Here is a 20,605-nt window from a genome sequence, read left to right as displayed (position 1 = left end):
GCTCCCTTGAAGGCCTCAATCCGGTAAGCCGGGCGGGTTGATCAGCGACTTGTCGACGCGCTCCACATCCAGGCCCCAGCGCTGCAACACTTGCTCTTACTGCCCGCCGGCAATCGCGCCTTCAAGGGCGGTATGAATCGGTTTGACCAGACCGTTGTCCTTGCGCGTGGTCACGGCGATATCAGCCTGCAGTGGCCAGCCGCCGTTAACCGTGCCGACCCGCTTGATGCCTCCGGTGATGGCGGCCGAGTAGGCATACACCGAATTGGGCCCGAACAGCGCATCACTGCGCCCCGACTGAATGGCAAGCTGCGCAGCCGCCTGATCATCGAAATACTGCAACAGCGCAGGCTTGATACCAGCCTTTTCGTTAGCCTCGTTCCACGCCAACAGGACCTTTTCCTGATTGGTGCCGGAGCCGACTATGATCTTCAGCCCCGCGATGTCCGACGCCTGTTTTATCTCGCTGATTTTGCTGTTGGTCTTGACATAGAAGCCCAGGACATCCTGGCGGTAGGTGGCGAAATCGAAGCGTTTCTTGCGCGCTTCGGTCACGGTGACGTTACTGATGACTGCGTCGTATTTGCCCGAACTGACGCCCAGTGGCCAGTCCTCCCAACTGGTCTGCACCACGTTCAATTGCAGGCCCAGGCTGTCCGCCACCAGTTGCGCGGTGTCGGCCTCGCTGCCGATGGTGGTCTTGTCATCATTGGCCAGCAGCGCCAGGGGCGGCCCCGCCACACCGGAGACGGCCACGGTGAACTTGCCTGGCTGGGCAAACTTGAAGCCCGCCGGGATCTGCGCAATGGCCGCTTCGTTGCGCGGTACATGAATGCGTTGCCGGTCAGGACTGAGGTCGACCGGTTGCGCGGTGGAAGCAAAAGCACTTTGCGCCACGCTGACGGCTATCGTCAGCAGGGCTACGCGGGCGGTATTCACTAGCATCAGCAATCACTCCTTGAAAGCGGGGAATTCACAGCACCTTTCCGAGAAAGGCAGCGGTGCGAGGGTGTCGGGGATGGTGGAAAACCTGTTCCGGCGGCCCTTGCTCAATCAACTGGCCATCGCACAGAAACACCACGTGATCCGCCACTTCCCGGGCAAAACTGATCTCGTGGGTCACTACCACCAGCGTGACACCCAGTTGCGTGAGCCCTTTGATGACATCCAGCACCTCGCCGACCAGCTCGGGGTCGAGGGCTGAGGTAGGTTCATCAAACAGCAGCACCTTGGGGTCCAGCGCCAACGCACGGGCAATGGCGACGCGCTGTTGCTGGCCCCCGGAAAGCTGGCGTGGGTAAGCGTCCACCTTGTCTGCCAGGCCAACCCTGGCCAGCAGTTCAGCTGCTCTTGCCTGCGCCTCGGCCTTGCTCCAGCGTTTATGGGCCAACGGTGCTTCAGCAATGTTTTCCCAGGCGGTGAGGTGCGGGAACAGGTTGAAATTCTGAAACACGAAGCCAACCTCGATGCGCCGCTTGAGGATTTCACGCTCCTTGAGCTCATAGAGCAGATCACCCTTGCGCCGATAACCAACGTAGTCGCCGTCGATGGTGATGTAACCGCTGTCGATCTTTTCCAGGTGGTTAATGGTGCGCAACAGCGTGGACTTGCCCGAGCCGGACGGCCCGAGAATCACCGTGACCTTGCCCGGCTCAATACTCAGATCAATGTCCTTGAGCACCTGCTGGCTGCCAAAGCGTTTGCCCACGCCCTGGATCTGAATGCGCCCTGCGCGCACGGGTGCAGAGGCTTCACTCATGATGCTTCTCCTTCAACCAGCCGCGCACTCGCTGCAAGGGCGTGGGCGGCAAAACACGCGCCGTGCCACGAGCAAAATGTCGCTCGACGTAGTACTGCGCGCTGGTCAACAGCTTAGTGATGATCAGGTACCAGACAGTGGCAACAATCAGCAGCGGAATCACCGCCTGGGTACGGTTGTAGATGACCTGCACGGTGTAAAACAGCTCTGGCAAGGCCAGCACGTAAACAATGGAAGTGCCTTTGACCAGGCCGATGATTTCGTTGAAGCCCGAAGGCAGGATCGAACGCAGTGCCTGGGGCAGAATGATGCGGAAAACCCGACGCGAAGCCGGCAAGCCCAGGGCTGCGGCGGCTTCATGCTGGCCAGCATCGACACCGATCAGCCCGCCACGAATGATTTCTGCGGTATACGCCGCCTGCATCAGGCTCAAGCCCAGGACCGCCACGGTGAATTGACTGAGCACGTCGACCGTTGACCATTCGGCGAAGACCAGATCGGTAAACGGCACGCCCAGTACGATGTGGTCGTACAGGTAGGCGAAGTTGTAGAGAATGATCAACACCAGCAGCGCCGGCATCGAGCGGAAAAACCAGATGTAGCCCCAGGCCAGCGCCGCCAGCAGCGGTGAGCCCGACAGGCGTGCCAGCGCCAGCGCCGTGCCGAGAATGATGCTGAACACAGTGCTGAGCAGTGTCAGCAGCAACGTCTGGGCCAGGCCGCGCAGCACTGACGGCGAGAAGAACCATTGGCCGAACACACCCCACTCCCAGCGCGGATTGGTCGCTAGCGAATGCACGATGGCGACCAGCACCAGTGCAGCGAATATCGACCCCACCCAGCGACCGGGATGCCGGGCGGGTACTACTTGCAATGCCTTGATCGGTGGTTGTGCTACCCGGCTCTGGCGCAGCGGGTAACGGCTGGTCTCGTCGATGAAGTCATAGGGTTTGGCGACAGTGGGCATGCTTGTTCCTCGCACTCAATGGGGGTTTTCAGGTGCTGGCCTTAAAAGGCGTAAGTCAGCCGGGTGTAGTAGTAACCGCCGGTAAAACCGTAGGGCGAATAGGTGCCGTAACTGCTGACCATGGTGCTGCTGGGAACCCCCTGTTTCTTTGGATAGATGTCGAACAGGTTCTTTGCGCCGATGGCAACGTTGAGGTTTTTGCTGAGGTTGTAGCCGAGGTCCAGATCGGTGATCCACTTGGCGCTGTACACCCGATCCAGATCGCGATTGGCTGAGGAATTGACCTCTTTGTAGGAACCGTAACGGGTCAGCGCCAGGTTCAGGTTGAAGCGCTCGATGCTCCAGTCGCCGCCCAGAATCAGTTTGGTACGCGGCTGCACGCCAGTAATCAGATTGCGGGCCTCGCGGTCCATCAGCTCATAGGATGTACCGAGGATAGAGGTGGATTCCTTGTAGCTGAGGATCTTTGTCTGGTTCCAGTTGAACGCCGCTGTCCACTTCACTGACCCGTACTGCCCAAGGTCCTGACGGTAGTTGCTGACCAGATCCAGCCCCTTGGTGCGGGTGTCGGCACCGTTGATGAAATACTGGCCGCCCGACGTCGAATCGATGCCGTTGTTGAGCAGCACCTGAGTGACTTCATCACCCAGCAGGGTGCCGGTCAGAGTGATGCGGTCACGCAGATTGATCACGTAGGCATCGGCGGCCAGGGTCAACTGATCGGTAGGCGTTAGGGTGAAACCGAGGCTGAAATTGGTGGAGCGCTCCGGCTTGAGGTCCTCGGCACCCAACGCTCTGGCGGCACCCGAGCCGGTCGGCAATACGCCGTAATTGATCGACTGATACACGCCGTCCACCACGCCGTAAGTGGTCGAACGTGCACTGAACAGACTGTTGGCCAGGGATGGCGCACGAAAGCCATTGCTGACGGTGGCGCGAACGGCGAACTGCGGGGTGAAGTCGTAGCGTGTGGTCAACTTGCCGCTGCGGGTCGCGCCCACACCTTGGTTGTAATGTTCATAGCGCAGTGCGCTGCCGACATACCAGTCAGGCACAGGGTTGAAGCCTACATCGACATAACTGGCGACACTGTTGCGCGAGGCGCTGCTTTCTTCATCCGGCGAAATGCCGTTGGTGACCTGCGCACCTGACGATGCACAGTTGCCCGGTGCGACGCAGTAACCACCGTTGGCATAGGATTCATAGTCGCCCGCCTGCACCTCATACGTGTCGCGTCGATGTTCAAGGCCGTAGGACACGTCGAGGGGCTTTTGCAGGCCGATGTCAAAGCCGCGCTTGAAGTCCAGATTGGTGGTCAGCTCGGTGGAAATCCACGTTCCTGATGTGAAGCTGTTGGGCGTGGCCTCACCCAGCGACGGGTTCTGGTTATGCGTGGTGCCCTGCTCCGCCTCGTTGCGCCCGTAAGTGCTGGACAGATCCCAGTCCCATTCACCAAGCGTGCCTTTGCCACCAAACGCAGCCTGAAAATCGTCTTCGTCGATATACCAGGTGGGCGTGTATCCGGCCGGATAACCATTGGGCCCGGTGGTGATCGTATTGGTAATGATCGGCAGGCGAAAATTCTGCCCCTGCTCGGCCTTGCGACGCGAATAGGTGGTGAAGGAATATAGACTGAAACTGCCATCGATCGGCAGCTCGGCGTTGTAGCCCAGGGTCAGCAGATTGGTTTTCGGCGTGCCGTAACCGCCATACGTGGACTTGCCCGCCAGGTCGTAGGCTTGTTCGTAGCTGTAGCCATTGGCGCTGGCCTTGTTGTCGTCATTCTGGCTGCGGGCATCCAGCGCCAGTTGCACGATACCGCCGTCGCCAATCTCGAAGCCTTTATTGAGGCTTTGCTGCACGGTCTGCTTCTTGCCGTCATAACCGAGCCCGGCGTTGGTCACCGAGGTGCCGCTGGTGTCGGCCTTGAGGATGACGTTAATCACCCCGGCAATGGCATCGGAGCCATATTGAGCCGCCGCGCCATCGCGTAACACTTCGACATGATCAATGGCGCTGATCGGGATCAGATCGAGGTCTGCCGGCGCAGCGCCGGTGTTGATGCCGTTGATATTAAGAGTCGCGCTGGTATGGCGGCGTTTGCCATTGACCAACACCAGCACCTCGGCGGCACTCAAACCACGCAAGTTGGGCGCACGGGCAATGCCGCTGGCGTCCCAACCGGTTTTTTCCGGCAGTGTCAGAGATGGGATGACCGCGCTCAATGCCTCCATCAGGCCGGGCTTGCCAGTACTCTGTAATTGTTTGGCACTGACCACATCGATCGGCACCGGGCTGCTGGTCACGGTGCGCTGCTCGGCACCGCGATTACCGGTGACCACCACGGTGGACAAGGTACGACGCTCATCCTCGGCGGTTTTTTCCTCGGCCTGAATCGTCCCTGACAGCAAAACGCTCCCTATCGCCAACGCCAGCGGGCAGTAGCCCAGCACGGCATTCGAGGCTCGGGCACGGTGTAAAGCTTGCTTCATATTCACTCCAGACATGGCCGTCATTGAAGCCATGCATGCAAATCGCAAAGTCGGGCGTTCCTGCTGTCGTAGGGACAGCGCGGTACGCACGTTTCAGGCTGTGCAGGTAAAACCTGCGCGATGAGCTAGCGGTGGGGTGAGAAGCCGGTTGGCGGCAGAAGTGACGCGCAGCGCCTGTCAACAGCAGGGCGAGAGGAATAAAGCCAGTGGCAGGATTGAACAGGCGACATACGTTGAACTCCCTTCCAACGATTCTGCTTGAGGGGAATGGTTTATCCCTCGGTCATGGCGCACTCGACGGCGGCCTGATGCGCAAAATCCTGATAACGATTGGTACCATCCGAGGTAAGGGGTAGGCTGTTGAAACCAAACATAACGGAATCAATTTCGAAAACATAATTCTATTTGGTCATAAGCTAATATTATTTTTGATTTATATTTATTTTATTATTCACAAATAGCATTTTCAGTTCTCAGGTGTCTGACTGACAGGAAGACCCGATTATCAGGCCGGGCTTCCCAAGGCTGCTTTACTTTGAGAGCAACAACTCAATCAGCTCATCCGCGCCTCTGGAAATACCCGCCTGCGCCGCCGACAAACGCCCGAAGGTCGAGCTTATGTCATAAACCTTTGGATATTGCCGAGTGACATAGGACTCCAGAAGCTGCGAAGTGGACGCATCGTAGATCTCGACGGCATAGCTGACGGACCCGGTAAACGTACCTTCACGGTCTCTGGAGGCCTGAACGAGGTTATATGACCCCATGCCGATATCGAATCGCGAGAATGTAGACAGCCCGGTAACAGTGGTCTCGGCCCCGGTCAGGGTGAGGCGAATGCGCATTGTCCCGCGTGAAGGTGTGTCGGTGAACCGGAAATGCTTGCCCAGGGCTTCAGAGAACCTGACTGTCATGTCGTTGGCCAGGACGGTCTTTTCGTTGCGCTCCAGGTCTGAAAATTGCGCATCCGCTCCCGAGTAGATCACCACAGGTTCAAGCATTACTTTATCGTATTGGTTCCAGTTGACTGACGTCGAGTACTTGAAGGGAATACGACCCGAGCTGTCCTGTTTGTTGGGCCGCATTTCAAGTGATGACTCGATTCCTGAATAAGGCGACGGCTCGTGACTGGCACACCCCGTGACCAGAAAAACCAATAACAACAGCCCGGCCAACTTCATGTTTTTAACGTAGTGCATGCAGAACTCTCCAGCGTGATCAGGTTATTGAAATTCAAGCACTCACCGTCAATCCCCGAGCCCGACTACTATCAGGCACGCACCGTCACGGGCAGTACCTTTGAAGGGCACTGGTAATATCCCGGGACTGTTTATCCAGAAGCACGTTTTCCAGAGGCACTGTATCTCGGAGCACTCTCTTGCCTGATGCAGGGCCATCCATGATCGCGACGTACCGCGTTGCACGGCATTTAATCGATCATCATCAGACTGCTCTGCGAGGCGCTGCCGGACTGTTCTGGATGTGTGTCAGTCTGCAATGAACTGCGAGACCACCAAAACTGTACCGACGTGTATAGTTTTAAACCGTTGGCGATGGGTCGTCAACCTAAAATGTACACATCGGTATGCTTTTGAAGAGTTCACCATTCGCATCAAGTGGGCTGAACCCGTCAGACCCTTGAACGGCAATCATTCCAGATTCCGCGAATCAGATCCTTGAGTAACAGTGCCTCGCTCCAGCGATCTGAAATTTCGCGCCCGTCACTCCCTGTGATTGCATACGGGGGTGGGCCCAGCTCGCACGTGAAAGACAGGCTGGCTGGTTTATTCGGTCGAGCCAGCCAATCTTCGATACCGTAACGCCACCAGGCTGAAAACCGCTCAAGCCAGGGGCGGTGTTGTGCAAAGCTCAAAGGCACCTGCACTTGTTCACTATTGGCTATACGGCCGTGAAAGCCCCAACTATGGCGCAAGATGCTGTGAATGTGCTCGTCGTCCTCGGCCGTCGCCGACTCGGGCAACTCCCGACCTACCACGTAGTGGGACAAATCAGCCAACAGTTTGAGGTCCGGCATCTGCGCCAGCACGTCGAGGGTAAACAACAGATCACTGGTAAGGCGGTAACGGTGAGTTTCCAGCAGAACCGGAAAGTCCACCTGCTCGGCCAGACGCTGCCAGCCCTCGATCAACGTGATCGCCTGGGCCAGCGTCCGCGGACGTGCATCGGCCTGCAGAGTCAGGTGGTGACAACCGTAGCGGCAAGCAACTTCAAGCGCCCTGTCCAGATCGGCTACTGTCTGTGGGAATAGCTGACCTTCAATCTGTAAGCCACGGGCCTCTGCGGCGGCATGCAGCCGCATGACATCGGGGGCATGCCAGTAATGGTCGGTGATCCCGTCAAAGCCGGCGGCGGCAATTCTGTCCAGTTGCGCCTCGATGGGAACGTCACACTGGCCACGATGGTCCTGCATGGCCCATAGCGACTGAAATACCAGAAATGTGTCCATGTCAGAGCCTCAGCAGTTGTTTGAGCGAACACTCGGGGTCGTTGAGCATGGTGACGCTCAGCGGAGTTCGGGCAACGATCAGGCGCTCACACAGCTTGATATCTTTGGCAACGCTGTTGCCCAGCGCCAGGCCACAGGCCCCCTGCAGTCGTTGTTGCGCATCCAGGTAGAACAGCAACCGCCCACCGCAGGCCAATGCGCGGCTGGCTGAAGGCAGGGGCTGCGTGGTTACACCGACTGTCTGCACGCTCCAGTCGTACTGATCGGACCAGAAGCCGGGCACCTCCTGGAACGGAAGATCGTACCCCAGCATATTCAATGCGCTGTGGCGCCCCTGCGCTTCGGCGTTGCGCCAGGTCTCCTGCCGCTGATATACCCCCTCCGGGTGCAGGCGATACTCACACACATCACCGGCGGCGAAGATGTCCGGGGCGCTGGTGCGCAGTCGATCGTCGACACGAATCCCTTGCCCCACGGCAAGGCCAGCCGCTACTGCAAGCTCGATGTTCGGCTGCATGCCAACGCCGACAACCACTGCGTCACAAAGCACACTCCGGCCGTCGACCAGCAGCACTGACTCGGCGCGCTCATTGCCTTGCACGCCTTCAAGCACGACATTGAGTTGTACATCGACGCCGTGCTGCCGATGCAAATCCAGCAATGCCCGGGACACTTCTTCAGGCAAGACGCGCCCGGCCAGACGAGGGCCTGCTTCGAGCAACGTCACCTGGCAGCCTAGAGCCCGCGCCGTCGCCGCAACTTCAAGGCCAATGAACCCGGCACCGATGATCACCAGGCGTGAACCGTGGATCAAGGCACCCCGCAACGCCAATGCTTCATCGTGGGTGCGCAGGTAGAAAACATTGCTCAGGTGCCTGGGGATCTGTGCCAGGCAACGCGCCCTGCCCCCGGTCGCCAACAGCAATCGGCTGTAAGGCAACTCATCGCCGTCAGCCAACTGCATGCGATGACCCTGCGGGTCGAGGCTCTTTACCGGGTTGTCGGTCAGATGCTCGATACCCAGCTCAGTGAGGCGCGTGTCCGCACACAGGCTGCAACCGGCCAGGTCCACGGAGCCTCGCAGCACGCCCTTGGACAAAGGTGGGCGCTCATACGGCACGTGCGGCTCGGCGCCGATCAGTATCAGTCGGCCAGCGTAACCCTGATCGCGCAAGGTCAGCGCTGCACGGCCAGCTGCATGACCCGCGCCAACGATAATCAATGGAGCATTCATGGCATGCACTCCTGATTTTCAGTCACTGACCGCAAGCAAAACCCGCCCGGCTTCGACCCGTACGGCAAAGGTCTTGAGATTGACGCACACGGGTGCTCCCAGGGCTTTGCCATTGCGATAGTCGAAGCGGCCGTTATGTTTAGGGCATTCGATGACGTGATCTATTACCAGCCCGTCGGCGAGGTGAATCTTTTCGTGGGTGCACAGGCCCGCCGTGGCGAAAAATTCGTTGTCGGCGGAACGGTATACGGCATAGGTATGCGGGCCGTGATCGAAGCGCATGACGTCTTCTTCATCAATTTCGCCCACGGCGCATACATCAATCCATTGATTGTTCATGGTTTTTCTCTCTCGTTCGGGAACAACCGGAAAGTGTCAGCCGGAGGTCGCTTCAGGCTGGGGACGTGCGGCGGTGGCAGGCGCTGAAGCATGTGACACCTGGCGCTTGATGAAGTAGGTCGGGTCGCGGCGCTGCCTCAGGAGGGTTGGAATAATTTCCTTGAAGGCTTCGCCGAGGCTGGCATAAGGCGGCGGACAGTCGTGGCGGATCTCTTCATTAAGTTGCGCCAACGCGTGATACGGCACCATCGGGTACATATGGTGCTCAAGGTGATAGTTCATGTTCATGTACAGAAAGCGCAGCACGCGGTTCATGTAGATAGTGCGGCAGTTGCTGCGATGATCGAGCACGTCTTCAGCCAGCCCCACATGTTGAGTAAGGCCGAACAGGTAAGACAGCCAGCCGCCATAAAGCATGGGCAAACCGACGTACATGAGGGGTAACCAGCTTTGCAGATACAGTGCCGCAGCAACCACTCCGGCATAAATGGCGAACCAGATACGCGCGGCCAGAAACACTCTGGGCCATTCGGACACCGGGATGAAATCCTTCTCTTGCTCGCTCATGTGCGCAAAAGCATGTCGGCACACGCCGCCCATTGTTTTGATCAGCAAGGGAATCTGAAACAGGCTCAGGAACATCATCACAAGGCTCGGCGGCCGTGGCTCGACAATTTCCGGGTCGCGACCTACCACGATAGTGTCGGTATGATGCCGCGCATGGCTCCAGCGCCATACATGTGGCTCGAACATGCACATGAAACTGGCCACCTGGTACAACCCGTCATTCATCCACCGGGTCTTGAACGCGGTGCCGTGGCCAGTCTCGTGCCAGCGCGGGTTGGAGGCTGTGGCGTAAAGAACGCCATAAGCCAGGAAGAACGGCACACATGCCCAGGAACCCCAGAACCAGTAGCCGCCAAAACCGCTGACCAGCAGCGCCAGCAACCAAATCGCGGTGTCGAGCAAGGCCGGGCCGTCGCGGCGCTGCATCAATTGTTTCATGCGTTGACGGGATATGGGCGACTGGTACCACTCGGCAGATACCAGGCCTTTTTCCGCTGCACGGGCAGCTTCGGGGCCGGTCAGGCTATAGTCGCGCTGACAGGCTGCAGTGTCTTGAGGCATTGTTATTATTCTCCGCAAGTGTGAAGTTTCAGGAACTTTGCGTAAGAAAATATAGAGAGCACCCACCCCCCTCTCAAGGCCTTGAATACATTCACTATCAAGCTATCATCGAGCATCTGCGGTGCTTGATAGTTTTCTATCAAGCCGCTTCAAGGGCATGTCATGAATAACAATAAGCGCCCCACCATCGCGACTGTTGCCGCGCAGGCAGGCTTGAGTGTCGCGACTGTCGATCGCGTGCTCAACGCCCGCGCTCCGGTAAACCCCGCTACCGCCGAGCAGGTGCTGAAGGCCGCGGAAGCAGTGGGTTATTTCGCCGCACGGCTGATTGCGCAGCGCATTGTCGAGCAACGTCCCACTTACCGTTTCGGCATTCTGTTGCTGAACACCGCCCAGGCGTTCTATGCCAACCTCGCTCAGGCCATTGGCCAGGCCGCGCAACGTCGTATCGGGGCCAATCTGACCTGCCAGTTCGAATACGTGACTGATCGCAGCCCGGCCGCCATCGTTGCCCAACTCGAACAACTGGCAGTGCAATGTGACGGCCTGGCGGTGGTCAGCTTCGCCCACCCGCTGATCAACGCTGCTCTTGAACAGATTCGCCAGGCTGGCGTCCCGGTGATAGCGCTGCTTTCAGACATTCATGAGAACGCCGATGAGCCTTACGTCGGTCAGGACAATTATCAGGTCGGACGCACCATGGGCTGGCTGCTGGCACGTACCTGCGGTGCTCGCAAAGGCAGCATCGGCATTCTGCTCGGCGGCCATCGCTTTCTCGGTCATCAGACGCGGGTTGAAGGGCTACACAGTTACCTGGCAGAGCATGCGCCGGGGTTACGTCCTCTGGTGCCGCTGATCAACCTCGACAACTGCGATATCACCGAAGAGGCGAGCCTGGAATTGCTGGGCAATCATGACGATCTGCGCGGGCTGTGCGTGGTGGGCGGTGGTGGCGACGGCATCATCAGTGCCCTCGCGCAACTGCCCAGACGTCCAGCGCTGTGCTGCATTTTGCAGGAGTCCACCGAACTGTCGCGCCTCGCACTCGCGAACGGGCTGGTTGACGTGGTGATCGACTCCCAGCCTCTTCAAATTGCCGAGGCACTGGTAAATCTGCTGATCGAGTTGCAGACCGTCAACAGCTTCGATCCGCTCAGGCACCGGGTGTATGTACCGCTACAGATCGTGACCTCGGAGAATACCGACGCCTGACCGGCGTCAGAGCCCTCGAAAATCGGCGGCGTTCAAGCCGAATCGACTCATTTTGTTGTACAGCCCGCCGCGGGAAACGTTCAGCTGTCGAGCCGCGAGGCGAATGTTGCCTCGGGTGCTTTCGAGCGCCGCAATAATCGCGTGCATTTCGTGGGTGCCAAGGTCATGGGCCGCCAAAGGCACTGGCAGCCGGCCCGGCACCGCGGGGCCGCTGCGCTGCCTGATTTCAAGGGGCAGATCGGCGGGCTGGACGAGCTCACCCGTGGCCAGATTGGTCGCGCGCTCAATGCTGTTTTCCAGCTCTCGCACGTTGCCCGGCCAGCTATAAGCCACCAGCAATTCCAGGGCTTGCGCAGAAAGCCCCAGCACTGACTTGCGCAATGAACGAGCACAACGATCAAGAAAATGTTGCGCCAGCAAGGCAATGTCTTCCCGACGCATACGCAGCGGCGGTACGGTCAGGTTGAGCACGTTGAGTCGGTAATACAGATCTTCACGAAAGGCGCCTTCGGCCACTGCCTGACTCAAGTTACGGTGAGTGGCGGCAATGATGCGTACATCCACTGGTCGCGAGCTTTTCGCCCCGACCCGGGTTACTTCGCCCTCTTGCAACACCCGTAACAGGCTGACCTGCGCGTCGAAGGACATGTCGCCGATCTCATCAAGAAAGATCGTGCCGCCATCGGCCAGTTCGAACTTGCCCGCCGACCCGCCTTTAGCCGAACCCGTGAATGCGCCCTCGACATGGCCGAACAGCTCGCTTTGCACCAGGTCCCGGGGAATCGCGCCACAGTTGACCGCTACAAAAGGCCCGCTATTGCGGTCACTCGCATTATGGATCGCCTGGGCGAACAACTCCTTGCCGGTGCCGCTTTCGCCAAGAATCAAGGTGGTGGAATCGCTGCGACTGGCGATCCGCCCAAAATGCACGGCATCTGCAATCGCCCGTGAACGGCCCTGAATGGTCTCGAACGTGTAACGGGCCTGAGTGCCGATAATTCGCCGGGTGATCTCCCGAATGCGCCGATTTTCTCGCAGCGACACCACGCGCCCGCCCTGCTCCAGTGGGCATACCGAAACCAGACAGGGCAACTGGCTGAAATCATGCAGTTCAAAGGTGCAGTCCAGGTCCCGCAGCCCTTCACCGATACGCGCCAGAATCTGTTCGTTCAAATCACTGCGCCCCAGACGCTGGAACGGGCTGCCCAGCAAATCCAGGCCGACCCGAAAAAGCTGCCGGGCATAGCGATTGAGTGCTTTTATACAGCCTCGTTCGTCCAGTACCACCAAACCTTCGTTGAGCACTTCGAGCACGGTTTGCTGTTCTTCCAGCAGCGCCTGCAAGGCCATTTGCCGCGAGACGGCCTCGGCTGCCGCCTGGACAGTGCCGAGCGTATGAAAATGGAACCAGCCAGGTTCTGCGGTCAGAGTCAGCATCGCCAGGGTCTTGCCTTGGGCATTGCGGATTGGCGCCGCAGCGCAATGCATCCGCCGCTGACGAAGGCCTGTACCGAAGTTTTCCTCTGCCAGTACATACACCAGGGAATCTTCAGCCAGGGCCAGCCCGGTGCAGTTGGTGCCCTGCACGCGTACCTACCGGCGTCAGATCCAGCCCGCAAAAATACAGTGTGGTGCCATCAGCATCGGTGAGGTTGATATGGCCTCTCGGGTTATAGGCAAGCAAGCCGCGCATCACTTGAGCTGCTGCGGCAATCAAAACCCGATTGGCCGCCAGAGTAGCCGCAAGGTGTTGAGGGTCGACAAACCGGTAGTCGCTGTCTTCCGGGTTCACGCCGCCTGCGATGCTGCGTCCCCAGGAATCCCAAATAACCTTCCTGACCGTCGCCGGGCGCTCGTCAACGCCACTCAGGCGCGCCCGCCAGGCCTGCTCCAGTTCGGGTATGGGACCGCTGTTGAGTGCCACAGTCCCCAATGCTGTGAGGTATCCGAGGTCTTGCACGCTGAAGGTCGCAGACTGTGAGGACATTGATGTATCCATGTTCATATATTCAACATGTCAGTATAGACATGTCATTAAAATGAACACTTTTTGACTGTAAATTTTTAATAAACTTTTAAAATCAATAGTTTAAGTTATGGCATAGCCTTTGCTCTCCCCCTTTGCCCGGCGCGCTTACGGCCGGGAAATAATCGAACAACAATTAAAAAGGGTTATTTCATGAGCAAAAAAATTCTCCGCCTTGGTCTGATTGGCGCCGGTCGCATGGGCAGCTTCCACGGCCAGACCGCCGCCCACCATATTCCCGGTGCCTGCCTTGCCGCCATCGCCGACCCCACTCCGGGCCAGGCGTCGCGTCTGGCCGCAGAGTTAGGGGTAGATCGGGTTTACACCGACCCTCAGCAATTGCTGGACGACCCAGACCTGGATGGCGTGCTGATCGCTGCCCCCGCGCGCAGCCACGCAGAATTGGTCATCAGCGCGGCGCGGGCCGGCAAGGGCGTTTTTTGCGAGAAACCCATGGCGATCACTCTCGAGGAAGCCGACCGCGCTATCGCTGCGGCCGCCGATGCCGGCGTGCCCTTGCAAGTCGGTTTCAACCGTCGCTTCGCCAAAAGCTTTCGTACGGCTCATCTGAACGTGGTTGAGGGGCGTATAGGTACACCGCAACTGTTGCGCTCGTTAACCCGCGATCCTGCGCTGAACAATCCGGCAGCCTCGCCGCAATGGGTGATCTTTCTTGAAACGCTGATTCATGACTTCGATACCTTGCGCTACCTGAATCCCGGTGCCGAGGTAGTCAGCGTGTTCGTCATGGCTGATGCGCTGATTGCACCGGATTACAAGAACAATGGGTTTCTGGACACAGCGGTGGTGATGATCCGTTTCGACAACGGTGCCATTGCCACCGCTGAAGCCAGCTTTCAGGCGGTCTACGGTTACGACGTCCGGGGCGAGGTCTTCGGCAGTGCCGGCATGTTGACTATGGGCAACGTCAGTGAATCTGATCTGACCCGTTACCTGGCCAATGGCATACAGGCCGACTCCCAACGACTGGACACCGACCTGCTGCGTGACGCCTACATCGCCGAACTCAATCATTTTGCCGACTGCCTGCGTACCAGGGCCAAACCCCTGGCCAGTGGCGAAGATGCCCGAGCGGCGCTGGCCATTGCCCGCGCCTGCATCGAGTCGTTCCAGCAAGGCCGGCCGGTAGCAGTGTCACGAGGAGTCGACGCATGAGCTCCATACCGTTCACATTAGCGGTCAGCGCCGAGATGGTGTTCCTGGATTTACCCTTCACCGAGCGTGTCAGGCGTATTCACGAGCTGGGCTTCAGCGCCGAAATATGGAGCTGGGCCAATAAGGACATCGCAGCGCTGGCTGCCACAGGGGCGAATTTCACCTCTATGACCGGCTACACCCACAGCAATCTGACCGATGCCGACGCAATCCAGCACATGCTGGACAGCGCACGCGAATCCCTCGCGGTTGCCGTCCGGCTCAATTGCCCGAGCCTGAACCTGCATGGAACGGGCCTTGACGACAAAGGTCTGCCCGTCAATCCGGTGGCTCATGTCAATGGACGCATGTGGTTGAGTGCCTGCAAAACGCTGGAAAAACTCGCTCGCCTTGGCGAAGAGGCAGGCCGGGTATTCTTGCTGGAAAACCTGAATACCGAGGTCGACCACCCCGGCACCCCGTTCGCTCGCGCTGAAGACACATTGGCCCTGATCGAGGCCGTGGGCAGCCCGCACCTGAAAATGAACCTGGACCTTTATCACGCGCAAATCGGCGAAGGAAACCTGATCGAACTCATCCAGCGCTCAGGCAGCGCCATAGGAGAAATCCAGGTCGCCGATGTCCCGGGTCGCCAAGAGCCTGGTACGGGTGAAATTCATTATCCCGCCATCGCCAGAGCGTTGTTCGATATGGGCTACACGGGTGTCGTCGGGCTTGAAGGCTGGGCCAGTGGCAACAGCGAAGCAGCACTGGAACGCTTCAAAAAAGCCTTCACCCTGACTTGAGGAACACCTTGGCAAGCTCTCGTGAAAAGCGCTGGAAACGTTCATGACAGGTCTTGGTGAACGTCACACATAACAACAAAAGGAAACGTCTCATGCCCTTCTGCAAACTGTTTATCGCCGTGCTGTTACTGGTTTCCAGCCAATGGGCTGCTGCGAGCTACCGAATTGGCGTCACGATCGCCAGAGTCGACGATAACTTCATGACCTATGTGCGCAGCGGCCTGGAAGAAGCTGCCCGAAAAGAGAATGTGCAGCTCCAGTTCGAGGACGCTCAAGGCGATGTCGTTCGCCAGATCAATCAGGTTCAGGGCTTTCTCAGCCAGAAAGTGGATGCGGTTATCGTCTTGCCGGTGGACACCGCCGCCACGGCAAATATGACCCGCGCAGCGGTCGAGGCAAAGATGCCGCTTGTCTACGTCAACCGTCACCCGGATGAGCGCGTCTTGCCCAAGGGCGTTACCACCGTGGCGTCCAACGACATTGAGGCAGGACAATTGCAGATGCGCTATCTGGCAGAAAAGATGGGAGGCAAAGGTACTATCGCGCTCATCTTGGGTGACCTTGCGCAGAACTCGACACACGACCGCAGCGAAGGCGTCAAACAGGTGCTCAAGGACTATCCGGGCATAACGATCGTCGAGCAGCAAACAGCGGAATGGCAACGTAACAAAGGTATGGACCTGACCAGTAACTGGCTACTGGCGGGCAGAACCTTTGATGCCATCGTGGCCAATAACGACGAGATGGCCATCGGCGCCGCCATGGCGTTACAACAGGCTGGCAAAGCGAAGGGGGAAGTTGCAATTGTAGGCATTGACGGCTTGCCTGATGGCCTGGCGGCAATCAAACGTGGAATGCTGGCAGCCTCGGTGTTTCAAGACCCGAAGGCCCAAGCTACCACAGCTCTGCAATCGGCCATAAAAATGATCAAAGGCGAGCCGGTCGACGCCGAGGTCTGGGTGCCCTTTCAACTCATTACACCGGAGCAGGTAGCGGTGTTCGAGCAACATTATAAATAGTAGTCGGGAAGGCGAGTATCGAATGGAGGGATGAACGCCCTGCCCAGATGAGTTTCGAAGTTCAGGGGCAACGCATGGCATGGGCTGCCAAGCCGGGTATCGACACTGGCGTAGAAGGTGTGCGCTGGGTACAGTCTGCCAATAACGATGCCGCCTGGGTGAACTACTAAAGCACTGACTGCCGGGTTTCTTACCCGGCAGGATGGCTGCCCTGCCGGCGATTCAACCGACAGTGGCTTCCTTGCCGAAGTCTTCGTAGGTGCGCAGCGGGTGCCCGATAATGGCCTCCAGCCGGTCTACTGTTCCTTCGACTGCTTGAAGTGGCGACGGCAATATGGCTTCGGACGCCAAAATTGCTTCAGACAAGCAGAAGTACATCACAAGAAAGTAAACCCGGGATATTTACCGCAAAAACGAAAAAAGACGCCTAAGCGTCTTTTTTGTTAATCCCATATGCCTCTTGGGCATACATGGATTTAGATTTGGAGCGGGAAACGAGACTCGAACTCGCGACCCCGACCTTGGCAAGGTCGTGCTCTACCAACTGAGCTATTCCCGCATTGTCTTTATGACGGGCGCTATTCTAGCGTTTCAGAAAGCTGCGTCAAGCTCTTGATTCAAAAACTTATTTTTTTTCTGCCGTAGTCTTGAGGTGCGGCCACGCGGCTCTGAGGTATTGCACCATCGACCACAGGGTCAACCCCGCTGCAACGAGCAGCAATGCGTAGCCGAGAATCACCCAGATCGTGATCGCAGGCGGGTTGCCCAGCAGAATAACCAGCGCGAGCATTTGCGCCGCCGTTTTCCATTTGCCCATATTGGAAACGGCAACCTGCGCACGCGCGCCGATTTCCGCCATCCACTCGCGGAGTGCAGAAATCACGATTTCGCGACCGATGATCACCGCTGCGGGCAGCGTCAGCCACAGATTGGCATGCGCCTGAACCAGCAGCACCAATGCCACGGCCACCATCAGTTTGTCTGCTACCGGGTCGAGAAAGGCGCCAAAAGGCGTACTTTGTTCAAGACGGCGGGCCAGATACCCGTCGAGCCAGTCGGTCGCCGCAGCGAACGCAAAGACTGCACTGGCGGCCATGTAGCTCCAGTGATAAGGCATGTAGAACAGCAAAATGAAGATCGGAATCAATAAAACGCGTAGTACGGTGATCAGATTAGGGATATTCATCGGCACAACTGGCTACGAGGTGAGCGGGCATTCTACTCGCTGTGCAGGTTTGCATAAATCGACTCTGCCAGCTTTTTACTGATTCCAGGTGCTTTTGCGATTTCATCGATGCTGGCACGGGACAATTCCTGTAATCCGCCGAAATGTTTGAGCAGGTCACGACGCCGGGTCGGCCCGACACCTGCAACGCCTTCAAGGGTCGAGGTGCGCCGGGTCTTGCCGCGCCGCGCGCGGTGACCGGTGATTGCGAAGCGGTGAGCCTCGTCGCGAATCTGCTGAATAAGGTGCAACGCCGGAGAATCGCCGGGCAGCGTGAATTCATGTGCTGCGTCGTTCAAGTAAAGGGTTTCAAAGCCCGCCTTACGCGTGGTGCCCTTGGCGACACCGAGCAGAATCAGATCAGGCACCTGCAATTCATTGAGCACATCACGGGCCATGGACATCTGGCCCTTGCCGCCGTCCACCAGCAGCACATCCGGCAACTTGCCCTCCCCGGCCTTGATGCGGCTGTAACGTCGGGTCAACGCCTGGTGCATGGCGGCATAGTCGTCGCCCGCCGTTACGCCTTCGATATTGAAACGCCGGTAATCGGACTTGATCGGGCCTTCAGGCCCAAACACCACACAGGACGCTACGGTCGCCTCACCACTGGAGTGGCTGATGTCGTAGCATTCGAGGCGCATTGGCGGATCTTCGAGACCGAGCACCTTGGCCAGCGCGTCGAAACGTGATGCGACATGCTGACGGTTGGCCAGACGCGCCGCCAGCGCCTGTTCGGCATTGGTGACTGCCATTTGCTGCCAGCGAGCCCGAGTGCCACGCACCCGATGGCTAATGACCATTTCACGACCGCGAAGCTCCTCGATGGCATCAATCAACGCCGGGAAGTCATCGTTGACGACGTTAACGATGACTTCGCTGGGCAACTCGCGATCAACGCCGCCGAGAAAATACTGAGCCAGGAAAGCCGACATCACTTCGCCGACCTCCTCTTCTATGCCGACCTGCGGGAAGAAGTTCTTGCTGCCCAGCACCCGCCCGCCCCGCACGCTGATCAGGTGCACGCAGGCACCGCCAGGGTTGACGAACGCGGCGACCACATCGACATCGCCGGTACCGCCGTCCATGCTTTGCTGATCCTGGACTCGGCGCAACAAGGCGACCTGATCGCGCAACTCGGCTGCGCGTTCGAAGTCGAGCGCCATCGCGGCTTTTTCCATGGAGGCGTTCAGTTCGTCACTCAGGGCATTGCTGCGTCCCTCGAGAAACATCACCGAGTGACGTACGTCCTCGGCATACACCTCAGACTCGACCAGCCCGACACACGGCCCTTTGCAACGTTTGATCTGATATTGAAGGCAAGGACGCGTGCGGTTCTTGAAGTAGCTGTCCTCGCACTGCCGCACCTGAAAGGTCTTCTGCAGCAGGCTAAGGCTCTCGCGAATCGCTCCGGCACTCGGGTAAGGCCCGAAATAACGGCCCTTGGCCTTTTTGGCTCCCCGATGAATACTCAGTCGCGGGTAGTTACCATCGGACAGAAACACATAGGGATAGGACTTATCGTCACGCAGCAAAATGTTGTACGGCGGCCGCCACTCCTTGATGAGGGTCTGCTCCAGCAACAGCGCTTCAGTTTCGTTGCCCGTGATGGTCGTTTCAATCTGGGCGATGCGCGACACCAGCGCTCCGGTCTTGGGCGCGTGTCCGGTTTTGCGAAAATAGCTGGCAAGACGCTTCTTGAGGTTCTTGGCCTTGCCGACGTAAAGCAGTGTGGCTTCGGCGTCGAACATACGGTAGACGCCGGGACGACCGCTACAGGTCGCGAGAAATGCACTTGGATCGAAAGTCTGGGTCATGTTCAGGCGCTGGCATCAACCATGCCGTGACGTACAGCGAGCAAAGCCAGTTCAACATCACTGCTGATCGAGAGCTTTTCAAAGATACGGTATCGGTAGGTATTAACGGTTTTCGGTGACAGGCAAAGCTTGTCCGAGATGGTCTGGACTTTCTGGCAGCCGACAATCATCAGGGCAATCTGAATTTCACGCTCGGAAAGCAGATCGAACGGCGAATTGTTGACCTGCGGCTGAAACGACTTCAAGGCCAGCTGCTGGGCAATCTGCGGGCTGATGTAACGCTGACCGGCAAACACCAAGCGAATGGCCTGGACCATTTCGGCAAGCCCCGCACCCTTGGTCATGTAGCCGGCAGCACCTGCCTGCAGCAAACGGGTCGGAAACGGGTCTTCTTCACAGACAGTGACTGCGACGACCTTGATATCAGGGTGGCTGCGCAGCATCTTGCGCGTCGCCTCCAGCCCACCGATGCCCGGCATCTTGACGTCCATGAGTACAACGTCAGGCTTGAGCTCGCGCGCCTTCTTTAGTGATTCCTCGCCGGAATCAGCCTGCCCGACAACCTGCAGACCGTCTATGTCGGCCAGCATGCGTGTGATGCCTGTCCGGACAAGGTCATGGTCATCGACAACTAGCACCTTAATCAAGCAGACACCTCGCGCAACGGCCATAACGAATGCCAATCACCATAACAAAAACAATGAGTCAGACCTAGCACTGCGAACTCAGACTCTCGACAACTTGACGGTGGGTGCTTCGAGAACGACGAAAAAAACCTGCAGGCCGCAGGCCGCAGGAAAGCAGGCTGCATGTCCGCCTCGCAATGCTAACCCTAAGGAAGCTTTTCAGGAGCGGAAAGCTCGGCAATGGTCGTCGTCAAACGCCTGAGGGAGTATCAGTTTTTTTGTGTTCGGGCTGGTTAGGGCCTGCCGTCAGGCAGGCCCTTGTTTTACCAGCTC

General features: G+C 58.1%; 16 protein-coding genes, 1 tRNA gene and 3 pseudogenes. 5 read left to right on the top strand and 15 right to left on the bottom strand.

Features of this window, described 5'->3' with window-relative positions; genetic code table 11:
- Positions 1 to 15: 15 nt before the first annotated feature.
- The 9 genes and pseudogenes from AO277_RS22695 to AO277_RS22655 form a co-directional block, all read right to left on the bottom strand.
- Positions 16 to 945 (bottom strand): annotated as a pseudogene (locus AO277_RS22695) (ABC transporter substrate-binding protein).
- 28 nt (positions 946 to 973) lie between these two features.
- Positions 974 to 1,759 (bottom strand): amino acid ABC transporter ATP-binding protein, encoded by a 786-nt coding sequence (locus tag AO277_RS22690; RefSeq protein WP_044317360.1) that lies wholly within the window; start codon positions 1,757 to 1,759, stop codon positions 974 to 976.
- Positions 1,752 to 2,726 (bottom strand): amino acid ABC transporter permease, encoded by a 975-nt coding sequence (locus AO277_RS22685; RefSeq protein ID WP_044317361.1) that lies wholly within the window; start codon positions 2,724 to 2,726, stop codon positions 1,752 to 1,754. The genes AO277_RS22690 and AO277_RS22685 overlap by 8 nt, the downstream gene beginning before the upstream one ends.
- A gap of 41 nt (positions 2,727 to 2,767) precedes the next feature.
- Positions 2,768 to 5,218 carry a TonB-dependent receptor plug domain-containing protein gene (locus AO277_RS22680; protein WP_044317362.1) on the bottom strand — a complete coding sequence of 817 codons (2,451 nt, stop codon included), beginning with the start codon at positions 5,216 to 5,218 and terminating at the stop codon, positions 2,768 to 2,770.
- Positions 5,219 to 5,748: 530 nt separating this feature from the next.
- Positions 5,749 to 6,417: a DUF3313 domain-containing protein gene (locus AO277_RS22675; RefSeq protein WP_005746429.1), complete on the bottom strand. Its 669-nt coding sequence runs from the start codon at positions 6,415 to 6,417 to the stop codon at positions 5,749 to 5,751.
- Between the two features lie 431 nt (positions 6,418 to 6,848).
- Positions 6,849 to 7,685: a sugar phosphate isomerase/epimerase family protein gene (locus AO277_RS22670; RefSeq protein ID WP_005732041.1), complete on the bottom strand. Its 837-nt coding sequence runs from the start codon at positions 7,683 to 7,685 to the stop codon at positions 6,849 to 6,851.
- Position 7,686: 1 nt separating this feature from the next.
- Positions 7,687 to 8,919 (bottom strand): NAD(P)/FAD-dependent oxidoreductase, encoded by a 1,233-nt coding sequence (locus AO277_RS22665; RefSeq protein ID WP_044317363.1) that lies wholly within the window; start codon positions 8,917 to 8,919, stop codon positions 7,687 to 7,689.
- An 18-nt stretch (positions 8,920 to 8,937) separates the two neighbouring features.
- The gene (locus AO277_RS22660) at positions 8,938 to 9,258 is read right to left on the bottom strand and encodes a MocE family 2Fe-2S type ferredoxin (protein WP_002553354.1); all 321 of its coding nucleotides are present in this window, start codon (positions 9,256 to 9,258) and stop codon (positions 8,938 to 8,940) included.
- Between the two features lie 36 nt (positions 9,259 to 9,294).
- Positions 9,295 to 10,386: a fatty acid desaturase family protein gene (locus AO277_RS22655; protein WP_044317364.1), complete on the bottom strand. Its 1,092-nt coding sequence runs from the start codon at positions 10,384 to 10,386 to the stop codon at positions 9,295 to 9,297.
- A 121-nt stretch (positions 10,387 to 10,507) separates the two neighbouring features.
- On the opposite strand from AO277_RS22655, the pseudogene AO277_RS22650 reads away from it, so the two are divergent.
- Positions 10,508 to 11,598: pseudogene (locus tag AO277_RS22650) on the top strand (LacI family DNA-binding transcriptional regulator).
- A gap of 6 nt (positions 11,599 to 11,604) precedes the next feature.
- Here the strand turns inward: AO277_RS22650 and AO277_RS22645 are convergent.
- Positions 11,605 to 13,585 (bottom strand): annotated as a pseudogene (locus AO277_RS22645) (sigma-54 interaction domain-containing protein).
- 192 nt (positions 13,586 to 13,777) lie between these two features.
- Between AO277_RS22645 and AO277_RS22640 the strand changes: the two are divergent.
- The 4 genes from AO277_RS22640 (at position 13,778) to AO277_RS29305 (ending at position 16,774) form a co-directional block, all read left to right on the top strand.
- Positions 13,778 to 14,800 carry a Gfo/Idh/MocA family oxidoreductase gene (locus tag AO277_RS22640; RefSeq protein WP_044317366.1) on the top strand — a complete coding sequence of 341 codons (1,023 nt, stop codon included), beginning with the start codon at positions 13,778 to 13,780 and terminating at the stop codon, positions 14,798 to 14,800.
- Positions 14,797 to 15,585 (top strand): TIM barrel protein, encoded by a 789-nt coding sequence (locus AO277_RS22635; protein ID WP_044317367.1) that lies wholly within the window; start codon positions 14,797 to 14,799, stop codon positions 15,583 to 15,585. Before AO277_RS22640 ends, AO277_RS22635 begins: the two co-directional genes overlap by 4 nt.
- A 92-nt stretch (positions 15,586 to 15,677) precedes the next feature.
- Positions 15,678 to 16,604: a sugar ABC transporter substrate-binding protein gene (locus AO277_RS22630; protein ID WP_044317368.1), complete on the top strand. Its 927-nt coding sequence runs from the start codon at positions 15,678 to 15,680 to the stop codon at positions 16,602 to 16,604.
- Positions 16,605 to 16,651: 47 nt separating this feature from the next.
- The gene (locus tag AO277_RS29305; protein WP_002553348.1) at positions 16,652 to 16,774 is read left to right on the top strand and encodes a hypothetical protein; all 123 of its coding nucleotides are present in this window, start codon (positions 16,652 to 16,654) and stop codon (positions 16,772 to 16,774) included.
- Positions 16,775 to 16,826: 52 nt separating this feature from the next.
- On the opposite strand, the gene AO277_RS28625 is transcribed toward AO277_RS29305, so the two are convergent.
- The 5 genes from AO277_RS28625 to gacA form a co-directional block, all read right to left on the bottom strand.
- Positions 16,827 to 16,970: a hypothetical protein gene (locus AO277_RS28625; protein WP_169748165.1), complete on the bottom strand. Its 144-nt coding sequence runs from the start codon at positions 16,968 to 16,970 to the stop codon at positions 16,827 to 16,829.
- Between the two features lie 117 nt (positions 16,971 to 17,087).
- Positions 17,088 to 17,163: transfer RNA gene (locus AO277_RS22625), tRNA-Gly, on the bottom strand.
- 66 nt (positions 17,164 to 17,229) lie between these two features.
- The gene (gene pgsA / locus AO277_RS22620) at positions 17,230 to 17,790 is read right to left on the bottom strand and encodes a CDP-diacylglycerol--glycerol-3-phosphate 3-phosphatidyltransferase (protein WP_002553346.1); all 561 of its coding nucleotides are present in this window, start codon (positions 17,788 to 17,790) and stop codon (positions 17,230 to 17,232) included.
- Positions 17,791 to 17,822: 32 nt separating this feature from the next.
- Entirely contained in the window at positions 17,823 to 19,646 is a 1,824-nt protein-coding gene (uvrC, locus tag AO277_RS22615) for an excinuclease ABC subunit UvrC (RefSeq protein ID WP_044317369.1), read from the bottom strand.
- A gap of 2 nt (positions 19,647 to 19,648) precedes the next feature.
- Positions 19,649 to 20,293, bottom strand: coding sequence for a response regulator transcription factor GacA (gene gacA / locus AO277_RS22610; protein WP_002553344.1), 645 nt, complete (start codon positions 20,291 to 20,293; stop codon positions 19,649 to 19,651).
- Positions 20,294 to 20,605: the final 312 nt, after the last annotated feature.

Origin of the sequence: Pseudomonas amygdali, from assembly GCF_002699855.1 — a bacterium.
GTDB lineage: Bacteria > Pseudomonadota > Gammaproteobacteria > Pseudomonadales > Pseudomonadaceae > Aquipseudomonas > Aquipseudomonas amygdali.
This window is presented reverse-complemented; position numbering and strand designations above follow the sequence as displayed.

Bases quoted from the DNA above. Each gene is read 5' to 3' on its own strand.
- AO277_RS22690 (WP_044317360.1), bottom strand. From the start codon at position 1,759: ATGAGTGAAGCCTCTGCACCCGTGCGCGCAGGGCGCATTCAGATCCAG.
- AO277_RS22685 (WP_044317361.1), bottom strand. From the start codon at position 2,726: ATGCCCACTGTCGCCAAACCCTATGACTTCATCGACGAGACCAGCCGT.
- AO277_RS22680 (WP_044317362.1), bottom strand. From the start codon at position 5,218: ATGAAGCAAGCTTTACACCGTGCCCGAGCCTCGAATGCCGTGCTGGGC.
- AO277_RS22675 (WP_005746429.1), bottom strand. From the start codon at position 6,417: ATGCACTACGTTAAAAACATGAAGTTGGCCGGGCTGTTGTTATTGGTT.
- AO277_RS22670 (WP_005732041.1), bottom strand. From the start codon at position 7,685: ATGGACACATTTCTGGTATTTCAGTCGCTATGGGCCATGCAGGACCAT.
- AO277_RS22665 (WP_044317363.1), bottom strand. From the start codon at position 8,919: ATGAATGCTCCATTGATTATCGTTGGCGCGGGTCATGCAGCTGGCCGT.
- AO277_RS22660 (WP_002553354.1), bottom strand. From the start codon at position 9,258: ATGAACAATCAATGGATTGATGTATGCGCCGTGGGCGAAATTGATGAA.
- AO277_RS22655 (WP_044317364.1), bottom strand. From the start codon at position 10,386: ATGCCTCAAGACACTGCAGCCTGTCAGCGCGACTATAGCCTGACCGGC.
- AO277_RS22640 (WP_044317366.1), top strand. From the start codon at position 13,778: ATGAGCAAAAAAATTCTCCGCCTTGGTCTGATTGGCGCCGGTCGCATG.
- AO277_RS22635 (WP_044317367.1), top strand. From the start codon at position 14,797: ATGAGCTCCATACCGTTCACATTAGCGGTCAGCGCCGAGATGGTGTTC.
- AO277_RS22630 (WP_044317368.1), top strand. From the start codon at position 15,678: ATGCCCTTCTGCAAACTGTTTATCGCCGTGCTGTTACTGGTTTCCAGC.
- AO277_RS29305 (WP_002553348.1), top strand. From the start codon at position 16,652: ATGAGTTTCGAAGTTCAGGGGCAACGCATGGCATGGGCTGCCAAGCCG.
- pgsA (WP_002553346.1), bottom strand. From the start codon at position 17,790: ATGAATATCCCTAATCTGATCACCGTACTACGCGTTTTATTGATTCCG.
- uvrC (WP_044317369.1), bottom strand. From the start codon at position 19,646: ATGACCCAGACTTTCGATCCAAGTGCATTTCTCGCGACCTGTAGCGGT.